Raw genomic sequence first — 12,531 nt, forward strand, 5'->3', positions numbered from 1 at the left:
AACCATCCTTTTTCTTTTTGTCAATGCTTCTTATTATAAGCAAATTAAATCTGTTCGTCAATGTTCTTTCTGTTTTTGCATCAGATACTTCTGCAGACATTCCAGATAGTGAAGAATGCCTCCTTTTTTCAATGGAACAAAATATCCGATATCCAGTTCTTCATATTTAAAATGCTTTGGTCCGCCTTCCTGCCCCCGGTTCCAGAATTTCATCGTTTCCTCAAAGGTCATAAAATAACACGCCTGCCGGTTTGTAAAATATACCAGGAGAAAACTTATACCTCCCTGTTCTTCAAACTGTTTCATAAAATCAATCTGGTGTTCATGGATATTCTGAAGCGGAAAAACATCCGCAGCACATTCTTTGGCGTCAAAACATATTGGAATCCCCTGCACAACACCAATATAATCCACGGTGCTTTTCTGATCAAAATACGCCAGGGTAATATGCCGTTTTTCTTTATCAAACCGTACCGGCTTGATCGACGTCGGAATCTTCTGTACCAGAGCCAGGTTCTGACGGCGGTATTTTTCATTGGTATAATTTACCAGTTCCTCCAGAACAGAACCTCTCAGTCCTTTCATATTCCAGCTTCCCATACTGCATCTCCCATCAGTTCTGATCTTACACGTTCAAATTTTTCCGGCAGCGGCGCCTGGATTTTCCTGCCCTGAAGGCTCACGCACCGTTCCATGTTCTCCGGAAACCGAATCTCACCGCAGTGAAGCAGCTGTCCCCGGATGCCGAATTCTGCTCTTAATTTTCGGTTGATCTTCTCATCTCCATACTTAAAATCACCTGCCAGAGGGTGCCCCTGACCAGCCAGGTGAGCACGGATCTGATGCGTCTTTCCGGTCACCAGCTTTACTTTAAGGAAGGTAAATCCGTTTTTGCAGGAAATAGGTTCATACCATGTTTCAATATAGGCTCCCTTTTCTTTTTTCTGCCTGCTGACAGTCACTTTATTATGTTTCTCATCTTTGATCAGATACCCGGATACCTTCTCTTTTTTCTTTATTTCTCCTTTTACGATACAAAAATAATATTTATCAATCTCTCTCTTCTTCAAAAGTTCTGACATCGTCTGAAGGCCCTCCAGAGAAATTCCGGCAATCAAAATCCCTGTCGTATTGCGGTCCAGTCTGTTGCAGACAGACGGTTTTATCCGGTTAAGATCTTCCGCGGACATCAGTCCTCTCTCAAGCGCATATGGAGCGATCTGCTCATTGATCGACAGATCTTCTCTGCCGGCTTTCTGGGACAGGATTCCATATGGTTTATTGATCAGCAGCACATTTTCATCTTCATATAAAACATCCAGCGGGATCTTCTGCTCCTGAACCTTCACTTCTTCCCGGAATTTTTCAATGGTTTCCTCCGCAAGATACAGCGCAATACAGTCACCGGCTTTCAGTTTCTCATTTCCTGCCGCCTTCTTTCCATTCAGCTTGATATTTTTCTTTCGAAGCATTTTATAAAGAAAACTTTTTCCCGCTTTGTTCAGATATTTCTGCAGCATCTTGTCCAGACGCTGACCTTCCTCTTTTTTTGTAATCTCTATTTCTCTCATAACTGTTCTCTAACTTTGGAAGAACCTGACAATCAGTTCCTCCGGAAAGATCCGGCAAATCCATCTTGTCAGCTTCATTGTCATTCCATAGACTGACACAGCCTTTCCTTTCTTTGCATCTTTCACCGCACAGGATACCACACGGTCGCAGTCCGCCATTACCAGCCTTTTATATCCTGATATTTTCTGATTTCCATAAGCTTTCTTAAGAAATTCTGTCTTCACAGGTCCCGGACATACTGCCGTTACCCGGATTCCCTGTTCTTTTAATTCCTGACGAAGGGCCATGGAAAAACTAAGAACATACGCCTTGGAGGCCGCGTAAACCGCAAACCCCGGCTGCGGAGAAAAAGCTGCCGCAGAAGCGAATTGATAAATCTGTCCTCCTTTTCTCATATAAGGCAGAACAAGATATGTCATCCGCGTCAATGCCCGGCAGTTCACATCCATCATGCCGGTCATCTCTTTTTCAGATATTTCGTTAAAATTCCCGGAAATCCCGATTCCTGCCCCATTCACCAGAACCCCAGCCCAGGGTTTTTCCTCCTGAAGCGCCTTTGAGATTTTTCCAAAACTCTCTTCTTCCTTCAAATCCAGAGGAAACAGACGGATTTTCACATTTTTTATTTCTTTTTGCAGCTGTTCCATGGGTTCCGCTCTTCTGGCGACTGCCCATATTTCTTCTAACTTTGGGTATTTTTCTGCCAGCTGAAAAATGAAAGCCCGGCCCATGCCGGAAGATGCTCCTGTTACGATCGCGATTTTTTTCATTCCCTCATTCCTTTGCCTTTATGACAGTTTTTGGTACGTTCCATTTAGTACATCATAATAAGAATCAATATAATAATCCGCCAGCCTGAGTTTTTCCTCCATTGCCCGCTCTGAGTAAGGATCGCGGACGGCACATGTTGCCATATTGGCCCGTTTGCCGGCCATAAGTCCATAGGGAATATCCTCAAATACCAGAACTTTTTCCGGCTCCACCGACAGTTTTTCTGCCGCGTGAAGATAGACATCCGGTTCCGGTTTCCCTTTCGGCACTTCGTCAGAAGTACAGATATAGTCAAAGGCATCTAAAATTCCATTGGATTTTAAACATACCTTCGCCAGCTCCCTGGAATTGCTGGTGGCGATTCCCAGCGGCATATGTTTCTCTTTCAGCATATGGATCAGCTCTTTTGCTCCATCTTTCAGGGAAATCTCTTTTTCGTACATTTCCGCCGCCATACGGTTCCATGTTTCCATGATCTCTTCCATCGTCAGAGGAAGCGGAAAATGTTCTTTAAAATACTTTGCAGTCTCATAAAAACTAAAGCCTTCCAGGGCGTCATTGAGCCCGTCCGGCACCTGCAGTCCGTATCTGCCAAGAAAACGGATATCAATTTCCTTCCAGATCCACATGGAATCTACCAAAGTTCCATCCAGATCGAATATTACTGCTTTCTTATCTTTTAACATCTCGGCTCCTTTAGCTGCTGTATCTCTTCTTTTGTTAATTTGCGGTAGCTGCCTGCACTCAGATCTTCCGGAAGCGTCAACGGCCCAATGGTCAGCCGCTTCAAAAACAGGACTTCGCTTCCAACTGCCTTTACCATCCTCTTGATCTGATGGAATTTACCTTCTGTAATTGTAATCCGTACTCTGGAAACTTCTTCTGAAGCATCCAGGACTTCAAGAATCGCAGGTCTTGCGGTTTCTCCGCCTCCGATGTCCAGATTTCCTGCAAATGCGGCAATTTCCGCTTCTCCCATGTTCCCTGACACTTCCGCATAATAGGTTTTCGCCACATGCTTCCGCGGGGACATCAGATTGTGCGCCAGCTCACCGTCATCTGTCAGAAGGATCAGTCCCTCCGTGTCTTTATCCAGTCTTCCGACCGGAAATAACTTTTTTCTATAAGGTTCTTCGATCAGATCGATCACTGTTTTTTCCGCAGGATCTTTTGTGGCGGACACCACTCCCTGGGGCTTGTAAAGCATCAGATAATGAAATGGTTCGTAGGACAGCTCCTCTCCCTGGCAGATGGTCTGATCCTGACCGGGACAAACCTTGTATTCCGGTCTTTTTACTGTTTCTCCATTGACAGCAGCCTGTCCGCTTTTTATCTTTTCTTTCGCTTCTTTCCTGGAAATCCCCAGGCACTGACATAAATATTTATCTAACCGCATTGTCTCCATTACATCCATCTCCAGCTGGACGCGTATTTATTCTTAATTCTGCCTTTTTTTACTTTTCCCCATCCAAGCGGAAATCGTCCGGTTCCAATCAGATGGATTCCTTCCGTCTCTACATCCGCATTCAGAGTTTCACATTTCAGATAGCGGATTGTTCTCTCATCTTCCAGCTCAAATGAAATATATTTATCATACTCTTCCGGATAAAGAGCCGCTGCCAGAGGCTGGCTCGGCTCGAACCGTCCTTTTTTCATCTCTCCTAAGAATAATCCTTTCCTCAGGATCCTGACACCGCTGAGCTTTGGAAATTCTTCTTTCAGATAAAAAAGTTTTCCCTGAAATTCCTGTACCCGGTTCCAGTCAATATCCATATGACAGTCTTTAAAAAACGCTTCCGTCTCCCTGGTCAGTTTCACCCGTGGATACTTTTCTCCGGAAAAACTCGTTTCTTTACCCGGCGCCTTCTGAAGCAGCGCCAGAAAATGTCCTTCTCCTTTGATTCGGTGCGGCCACAGACGGATGCATTTCTTTATATCCTCTCTTCCGGTCAATGTCCATTCCGGATGTCCGCAGTCAAATCCATCGCACATTTTCATGGAAACTAAAGACAGATCTTCATTCTCCGTCAAAAGATGTTCGATCACCTGCTCATTTTCCTCCGGGGAAAAGGTACAGGTAGAATAGAGCATCATTCCGCCTGGTTTTAAGAGCTTCACCGCATCATCCACGATCTCTCTCTGCAGTCTGGCATACGGCTCACTGCCTTTCTGTTCCCAATTCTTTATCTCATTATTTCCCTTCCGGAACATCCCCTCTCCGGAACAAGGGGCGTCCACAAGAATCTTATCAAAAAATCCCGTCAGGGAAGGTACCATGTGTTTCGCTTCCGTACATAATATTACGCTGTTCCGGATTCCAAACATCTCAAGATTACGAATCAGAGCCTTCGTTCTTGAAATACTGACATCATTGGATACAAGGATTCCTTCTCCTTTCAGCTTCGATCCCAGTTCCGTTGATTTGCCTCCCGGGGCAGCGCACAAATCCAGGACCCGGTCCCCTGGCACAACCGGCAGATAAGCCGCCGGAGCCATGGCGCTCGGCTCCTGGATATAATAAAGTCCTGCGTGATAATACGGATGTTTGGATGGTTTATCTTCTCTCCGGACATAAAATCCGTTTTCCGTCCATGGGACCGGCGTCACGGGAAACGGGCAGATATCCAGAAACTCTTTCACAGATATCTTTAAAGTATTCACCCGTATCCCATAATACGCCGGATCATCCAGATGCTGTTCGTATGCAGCAAAATCTTCTCCTAGAAGATTCTTCATCTTTTTCTCAAATTCAACTGGTAATTTCATCTATCTTCCTATGAAATACTCTGGGCACGATAACCTTCCGCGATAATATCCAGCTGCTTGTTAAAGTGCTCCAGGCGTTCCATGTCTCCTGTTTCGTAAATTTTGTAGAATTCATCCTGAATCTTGATAACTTCATGCTTATTGGCTACCTTATACAGATTCTGCATTGTATGAAGGATATCAGACACCATATTCGCTTTCTTCCGGAATGAATTCTGTGCATCCATGATCTCGTCCCGGACAGATGACATCTCACGATCCAGTATCACAATAGCGTCTGACGCCTGCAGAAGCTTATCTGTCACATGTTCCGGAATGTTGCCTTTATACTTATACTGCAGGGAGTGTTCCACCGTAGCCCAGAAATTCATGGCCAGCGTACGAATCTGGATCTCTGCCTGCAGCTTCTTTCTTCCATAGATGGTATTGACTTCATAATAAATAATCAGATGATAGCTGCGGTAGCCGCTGTCCTTGGACTGGGAGATATAATCTTTCCGGCTCTTGATTTCCATATCAGAGCGGTTCTCGATAATCTCCACGACTTTCTCAATATCTTCCACAAACTGACAGATCAGCCGGATGCCGGCAATGTCTTCCAGTTTATCTTCGATATTGTTGGCATTGATCTTCTTTCTCTGCATCTTGTCAAGGATGCTGGATATGGTTTTTACCCGGCCGTCTACCTGTTCAATCGGAGAATACAGGCCTGCCCTCCGGTATTCGCGGATAATATGATGAAATTTTAATGTCAGTTCATCAACTGCCAGTTCATAAGGGCTGAGAATTTCCCTCCACAATTGTATTTCCATGTACTCCCTCCTGTAATCATCTTCTTATTATAGCATATTTTTACATAGAAAAATAGCCAACTTTTTCTGAACTTTCGAAAGCTGACTATCTTTTTTTATCTCTTCTTTTGTAAAAATAAGATGCCTACCATTCCAGATAAACAGAGCCCCATGTTAATCCACCGCCAAAGCCGCTCATAACGATCTTATCACCGTGCTGCAGCTTGCCGTCCCTGTGGATCTCATCCAGCAGGATCGGAATTGTCGCAGAAGAAGTATTCGCACAGTGGTCAATATTCATCGGGAATTTCTCCAGCGGCTCTTTCAGACGCTTTGCCGCTGCCTCAATGATTCTGTAATTCGCCTGGTGAAGAATATAATACTTGATCTCGCTTTTATCGACTCCTGCCGCTTTCAGCACTTTGCCGACACTTTTTGGAATGATTCTTACCGCAAACTTAAACACTTCCTGTCCGTCCATCTCAACCTGTTTCATCGGACTTTCATCCTTTACAAGAAGGTTATTGAGGTGTCTTTCTTCACAGGTAAGAACATCCCCTCTGGCTCCGTCAGAACCGGTATCAATATAAATCTCTTTTGACGGGTCTGCCTCTACCACAACGCTTCCCGCGCCGTCTCCAAACAATACACAGGTACTCCTGTCACTCCAGTCAACAATCTTAGATAATGTTTCCACTCCGATCAGCAGCATCTTGTTTCCCATACCTGCCTTTGCATACGCCATCGCAGTATTCAGTGCGTAAATAAAACCGGAACATGCTGCGTTCATATCCATACAGGACGCATTGACTGCTCCAAGAGCTTTCTGCACCTCGCAGGACGTACTAGGAGTTGCATGGTCTCCTGATACTGTAGCTACGAAAATATGGTCTAACTCTTCCGGTTTCACACCTCCATCTTCCAATGCTTTTTTTGCTGCCTTTACAGCCATTGACGAAGTGGTGTCGCCCACTGAAATATGTCTGCTTCTGATTCCTGTCCTTGATGAAATCCATTCGTCGCTGGTATCCATCACCTGTGCAAGCTCATCATTAGTCACCGATTTTTCCGGAAGAAAACTTCCTGTTCCTAATATTCTAATAGCCATAATTACTCCATTTATCCTACATGTTTTTATACCTTATCATAGGTATATTATTTACTTTGCCTATCAAAGTATATTATTTTTTCACTGATTTGTCAATGTATCTCAGATGATGATACAGACTAATCCTCCATTACTTTCATTTATGATCTTTTCCATGGTGTTTTGAAGCTTCTGCTGGCTCTCCTCAGTCATTTTAAGAGCCTTCGCCTGCATACCGTCTCCCACCAGCTGTTCCAGGGTTTTTCCGAAAATATTAACATCCCACATGCTTTCTCCCGGCTCCCCGGATCCTTTTTCTATATATTCCATCAGATCCTTTGCCTGATACTCCTCTCCCACGATCGGCGCGATTTCCGTGGAAATATTTGCCCGGATCATATGAATGGAAGGCGCGCTTGCTTTTATCTTAACCCCATATTTATTTCCATGTTTGACAATCCGGGGTTCTTCCAGGGTGATATCCTCCTTTGTCGGAGTAACAACCCCGTATCCCCTCTGCTTCACTGCCGCTACAGCATCCCCTACTTCCTCATATTCTCTTTTCTTTTGTGCCAGATCCCGCATAACCTGAATAAATTCATATTCATTGCGGATTGGAAAACCGATGGTTTCTCCCAGAAACTCATAATAATACCGGTCATCAACAGCCACCTGGACTGTCACTTCCCCTGTATCCATGGAAACCCGGTCCAGTTTCCAGGAACTTATGTACTTGCTGTCAGGCTGTTCTTCTTCATATACGTCTTTCATGGTAGATTTATCCTGAATCATATTTCCGGCTGCTTCCAGAAGTTCTTTTTTCACCGGATGATCCTTGGAGAGCGTCTCCGTCCATTTTGGGACATAAAACCCAATGGATGAAATCGGGAACTCCAGCAGAACACTTTTTAAAATCTGATAAATATCATCTTTTTTTAACTGTTCCAGATTCATCGGAAGAACTTTGGCCTGGTATTTTTTCTCTTTTTCCCTGGCCAGAGCTTTTGTCTCTTCTGAATAAGGATGGACGGTATTTAAAAGAACCACAAAAGGTTTCCTCAGATTTTTAAGCTGTTTGATTGTTTCTTCTTCCGGCACCTCATAGTGGCTGGCTTCGATTTCTCCAAAAGATCCATCACAGGTTACAACAATTCCAATGGTAGAATGCTCTGTGATTACCTTTTTTGTCCCAATGGCTGCCGCCTTGGTAAACGGAATTTCATATTCAAACCACGGAGTTTTCACAAGACGCTCTTCATTTTCTTCCATATGTCCTGCTGCCCCGTCCACCATGTATCCTACACAGTCGATCAGCCTGACGTCCAGATCGATTTCATCATCTACACGAATGGAAACCGCTTCATTGGGCACAAATTTCGGCTCTGTTGTCATGATGGTCCGCCCGCTTGAAGACTGAGGAAGTTCATCATTTGCCCGGCTTCTTTCATTTTCATCTTCTATATTAGGAAGCACCATCAGATTCATAAACCGTTTGATAAAAGTACTTTTTCCTGTCCGCACCGGACCTACTACACCGATATAGATCTCACCGTTGGTTCTGGCTTTGATATCCTTATATACATTAAATTGATCCATAATATCCTCCTTGGATAGACTGTTAAAGTATATGCGGGACATGCAGAAATATTCCTGATAATACACAAAAAAATACTCTGACGCATTTAAAATATGTCAGAGTATTTTTACAGAAATTTTATATAAGCGCCCGGAAGCAGATCTTCCGGAAGAAACGGTTTCTCTCCTTCTAATTCTTCACTTCTTTGTGATAAATCCGAATAATTTTTTTCGCAATTTCTGCAGTTGTGATCAATGTTGTAAACAATCCTTCTTTCATCGCGATATATATGCTTTCCGCTTTTTCTTCTTCACTGGCCGCGCAGATCACCTCCGGAATATTCCAGAGTTCTTCCAGAGTCACTGCCATCAGCTGCCGGTTCCACCGGCAGTCTACCATATCTCCTGTTTCATTAAAATAATTATAGGAAATATCGCCTTTGATGCTTTCTTTGACCGTATCATCATCTTTATCCAGTCCATGGAGATATGATTCTTTCAGCTCAAAATACTGCAGAGAACTGCCAATCCCGACAATCGCCACATCGGCTTTTCTTGCCTTTTCCAAGACATCTCTGATGAAATACTGTTTCATCAGCATATCTCTGGCTTCCTGACTGTCTACTACGATCGGCGCATGAAGCTGAAGACTTGCCGCCCCGCAGTTGTGAGCAAAATATTCGCACACATTGTTTGCCTGAACTTCCCACCGTTCTTCTCCCAGCCCGCCGGACATGGGAACAAAGACCAGATTGGAAAAAGGAACCGTTGATGAAAAATTTACCGCAATCTCCCGGGTCATACGTCCTGCCGATACTGCCGCATAATGAACGCTCGGAAATTTTCTTGCAAGATATTTTCCTGCTTCCAGGGCAACCCTCTTTCTTGGATAATGGCTGTTGGCCGTATCCGTTAAAATAACATCCTGAAGTCCAAATGTTTCTTTCAGCTTTCTTTCCATATTCCGATAAGAATGTACCATGTCGTCCCGGATCGTAATTTCAACGATTCCTTCTGCCCTCGCCTTATTTAAAAGCTTTGATACCAGCGAGCGGCTCATATTGATCTGCTTTGCAATCTGCTGCTGTGTCAATTGATCATCGTAATACATATGTGCAATTTCAACTAATAACCTTGTATCATCTGAGCCGCCCATACATCCTCCTATAAATTCTGAAATATCCTGATTGCCTTTTTTACGTCTTCTTTGACTGCCTCTTTGGCAGAAAACGCCATCTGATCATAAAACAGGGGCCTGCTGGTATCTTCCCAGTATTCCTTTGAAGCTTTTCCTGCTGCCGTATTCATATAAGTATAGTAATTAATTTTACAGATTCCATTTTTAATTGCTTTCCGGTAATCTTCTTCTGATACTCCAGAGCCTCCGTGCATGACCAATGGTATCTTAATAGTATCTCGTATCTGCGCGACACGGTCAAGGTCTAATTTCGGCTCCTTTAAATAAACTCCACGTGTCGTTCCGAAAGCAATGGCCAGACAATCCACCCCTGTTTCCTCTGCAAACTGTTTTGCCATCTGAGGATCGGTATAGATATCTTCCAGATTTTCATAATCGTCTGCTTCATCAGCTGAGCCGCCTTCACTGATGCCTACCTTTGAAGTAAATACATGCCCCAGTTCCGCCTCTACGCTGACGCCGGCTGCATGTGCCGCTTTCACGACTTCTTTTGTCTCCTTTATATTATCTGCGAATTCTTTTGCAGACGCATCATACATAACTGAGGTAAAGCCAAGCCGGACTGCCTGGATGCATCTCTCATATGTACTTCCATGGTCCAGATGAACCGCTACCGGCACCCTGGCCCGTTTCGCATAGTATAACAAAATCGGTCCGATTTCTTCCAATGATATGATTGCGTCATGGCTTTGAGCGTGCTGCAGTATTACCGGACAATTCGTTTCTTCTGCTGCCTGGATAATACCCTGTATCGCTTCCAGGGTTGTTCCGTTAAATGCTCCGACTGCCTTTTTTTCCTTTTTTGCTTCTTCCAGCAGTTCTTTTAATGTAACCAGCATATGTTCCTCCTTATTCTGTACAGCTTACGTGGTACTCATCCAATAATATTTTTTCGGCCTCTCCGTTCCAGCATCCCTGATGGCGGTCACAGGCGTCTGCCAGTTTGCGGAACAGTTCATTTTTTTCTCCCAGTTTTCTAAAATCTTCAATCGCGGTCAGTGGAAGATCGGTCTGAGTATAAATTAGTTTCTTCCCTCCTGGAATTTCAGGAAGACGAAGCGTAGTATCTGCAGCACTTTCCAGCCCTCCGATATGCGTTACCATAACCCTTGGTCCCAGTCTCCCTTCCTCAATGGATTTCAGCGCCTGCACAAGATCATTCTGCGTGCTTCCGGTAAAGCCAACCGTATGTGTTCTGGAATAATGTACCCGGTAAAAATTAATCTTCGCAGAGAGATTCTGATCGATTGGTCCTGCAAAGAAATTCAGGCATCCATCCTCCGCAAGAACCTGATCTGCCTGTTCGATCAATTCCTCCACCGGCGCATAGACAAAGACATCATCATATCCTTTCCCATTTGTTAAATTCATCAGGTATTCTACAATATTGTCTGTTTTCCCCGCGTCCGCAAATACGAGCTTTTTATCTCCTTTCTGCGGCATCATGATCCTGGAAGCCCGCTCAAGCCGTTCCTGATTGAGATCAACTGCCACGATCAGAGAAGCCCCGTCTTTCATATGCAGGCCATAGTCAATACATTCCATTCCCATAGGCCCGCACGCTCCAAAAATAATCAGACTGCCGCCTTTTTTTACTCCCATCGTATGGCTATGATCTGTTTTGGATGTGTGATACATTCTTTCATATCCCGCCTTAATGCAGGCAGTAGGTTCTGCCAGCGATGCTTCAAAGAAAGAATCTCCCTCAAAAGGAATCAGGCAGTCCAGCTCCATGACTTCTTTAGGCAGAATGCAGTAAGTGCAGTCTCCGCCGTAATTTTCATAGTAATATCCTGCTGTTTTCGTTACCCCATGATCGTTCATATCCGGCTGTACCGTAAACTTGGATCCTTCTTTATATTTTCCTTTCCATTTTTCTCCTACTTTCAAAATAACACCTGACATTTCATGTCCTACGACTGCCGGATGATGTTTCAGATCTTTTGGAGCTCTTTTATGGTTTTCTCCCTGCTGTACCAGCTTGTAAGTAGACATACAGACACTGTCTGTCATGATTTTTACAAGAATTTCATCTTCTTTCATGGACGGAAGCTCAAACTCCTCCAGTCTAAGATCCTTTGTTCCATATAGCCGAACTGCTTTTGTTTTCATCTTCACACCTCTTTCTAAGTCTGTTGTCTGATTTCTTTTTTAACATAACGGCTTTTGGAAACCATTGTCAATCATTTGACACGCATTGGAACATTTGCCACTTTTATCGTTTCCTATACAAAAATCTTCCCTTCACTTTTGTGTCATTTGTTCCATTTTCTTTGTTTTTATTGACTTTTTTTGTTGAAAATTAATAAAATACAACCATCAAGTCAAACGATTTCAAAACGAAAGGAGGTACCGGGGATATGCAGATTCGTACTATTTTAGGCATTTTATTTGTAGTTCTGATTTTACAGGCTGTCTTTTCTCTTTTTCAGATTCGTCAGATCTATCAGACAATGGAACAGCAAAAACAGTTATACAGAGGGAAAGATTATACTCTTGCCATAGGAAGCTCCCGCTCTTCTCTGCGTTCCCTGTCAAAGGGCGTTATTATGATCCTTGTTGTGAACCAAGATCAGATCATACAGGACTTTCATTTACTGGAAGGGTTTTCTGTTCTTTCCCGAATGAGACAAATGCCTGATTACATCGGAAGATCGATTCAGGATTTATCTCTTGTCCTGAAAAGTAAAAATCAGAAAAAAGCATTGGCATCTGCAGCAGAACAGATTACCAGTCAGACAGCCTGTTAACTTACGTTAAAATAAAGGAGG

At 43.7% G+C, this 12,531-nt stretch carries 13 protein-coding genes; 1 reads left to right on the forward strand and 12 read right to left on the reverse strand.

Features of this window, described 5'->3' with window-relative positions; genetic code table 11:
- Positions 1-57 precede the first annotated feature (57 nt).
- The 12 genes from JMF81_RS06345 to JMF81_RS06400 form a co-directional block, all read right to left on the reverse strand.
- Positions 58-600 (reverse strand): Holliday junction resolvase RecU, encoded by a 543-nt coding sequence (locus JMF81_RS06345; protein WP_201310611.1) that lies wholly within the window; start codon positions 598-600, stop codon positions 58-60.
- Positions 582-1,571 carry an RluA family pseudouridine synthase gene (locus JMF81_RS06350; RefSeq protein ID WP_201310612.1) on the reverse strand — a complete coding sequence of 330 codons (990 nt, stop codon included), beginning with the start codon at positions 1,569-1,571 and terminating at the stop codon, positions 582-584. Before JMF81_RS06350 ends, JMF81_RS06345 begins: the two co-directional genes overlap by 19 nt.
- A gap of 9 nt (positions 1,572-1,580) precedes the next feature.
- On the reverse strand, positions 1,581-2,342 hold the full coding sequence (locus tag JMF81_RS06355; protein WP_201310613.1) for an SDR family NAD(P)-dependent oxidoreductase: 762 nt from the start codon (positions 2,340-2,342) through the stop codon (positions 1,581-1,583).
- Between the two features lie 18 nt (positions 2,343-2,360).
- Positions 2,361-3,029 (reverse strand): HAD family hydrolase, encoded by a 669-nt coding sequence (locus JMF81_RS06360; protein ID WP_201310614.1) that lies wholly within the window; start codon positions 3,027-3,029, stop codon positions 2,361-2,363.
- Positions 3,023-3,748 (reverse strand): pseudouridine synthase, encoded by a 726-nt coding sequence (locus JMF81_RS06365; protein ID WP_330597330.1) that lies wholly within the window; start codon positions 3,746-3,748, stop codon positions 3,023-3,025. The genes JMF81_RS06360 and JMF81_RS06365 overlap by 7 nt, the downstream gene beginning before the upstream one ends.
- Positions 3,748-5,109, reverse strand: coding sequence for an RsmF rRNA methyltransferase first C-terminal domain-containing protein (locus JMF81_RS06370; protein WP_201310616.1), 1,362 nt, complete (start codon positions 5,107-5,109; stop codon positions 3,748-3,750). Before JMF81_RS06370 ends, JMF81_RS06365 begins: the two co-directional genes overlap by 1 nt.
- 8 nt (positions 5,110-5,117) lie before the next feature.
- Positions 5,118-5,921 carry a GTP pyrophosphokinase gene (locus JMF81_RS06375; protein ID WP_201310617.1) on the reverse strand — a complete coding sequence of 268 codons (804 nt, stop codon included), beginning with the start codon at positions 5,919-5,921 and terminating at the stop codon, positions 5,118-5,120.
- Between the two features lie 124 nt (positions 5,922-6,045).
- Positions 6,046-7,008, reverse strand: a complete 963-nt coding sequence (locus JMF81_RS06380) for a beta-ketoacyl-ACP synthase III (protein WP_201310618.1) — start codon at positions 7,006-7,008, stop codon at positions 6,046-6,048.
- A 102-nt stretch (positions 7,009-7,110) separates the two neighbouring features.
- The gene (spoIVA, locus tag JMF81_RS06385; protein ID WP_201310619.1) at positions 7,111-8,583 is read right to left on the reverse strand and encodes a stage IV sporulation protein A; all 1,473 of its coding nucleotides are present in this window, start codon (positions 8,581-8,583) and stop codon (positions 7,111-7,113) included.
- A 169-nt stretch (positions 8,584-8,752) separates the two neighbouring features.
- Positions 8,753-9,718 carry a sugar-binding transcriptional regulator gene (locus JMF81_RS06390; RefSeq protein ID WP_201310620.1) on the reverse strand — a complete coding sequence of 322 codons (966 nt, stop codon included), beginning with the start codon at positions 9,716-9,718 and terminating at the stop codon, positions 8,753-8,755.
- Positions 9,719-9,726: 8 nt separating this feature from the next.
- Positions 9,727-10,599 (reverse strand): class II fructose-bisphosphate aldolase, encoded by an 873-nt coding sequence (locus tag JMF81_RS06395; protein WP_201310621.1) that lies wholly within the window; start codon positions 10,597-10,599, stop codon positions 9,727-9,729.
- 10 nt (positions 10,600-10,609) lie between these two features.
- The gene (locus JMF81_RS06400; RefSeq protein WP_201310622.1) at positions 10,610-11,872 is read right to left on the reverse strand and encodes a zinc-binding dehydrogenase; all 1,263 of its coding nucleotides are present in this window, start codon (positions 11,870-11,872) and stop codon (positions 10,610-10,612) included.
- Between the two features lie 248 nt (positions 11,873-12,120).
- On the opposite strand from JMF81_RS06400, the gene JMF81_RS06405 reads away from it, so the two are divergent.
- Positions 12,121-12,510, forward strand: coding sequence for a transcriptional regulator GutM (locus JMF81_RS06405; RefSeq protein ID WP_201310623.1), 390 nt, complete (start codon positions 12,121-12,123; stop codon positions 12,508-12,510).
- Positions 12,511-12,531 lie beyond the last annotated feature (21 nt).

Source organism: Anaerostipes butyraticus (assembly GCF_016586355.1).
In the GTDB taxonomy this organism is placed as follows: domain Bacteria; phylum Bacillota; class Clostridia; order Lachnospirales; family Lachnospiraceae; genus Anaerostipes; species Anaerostipes butyraticus.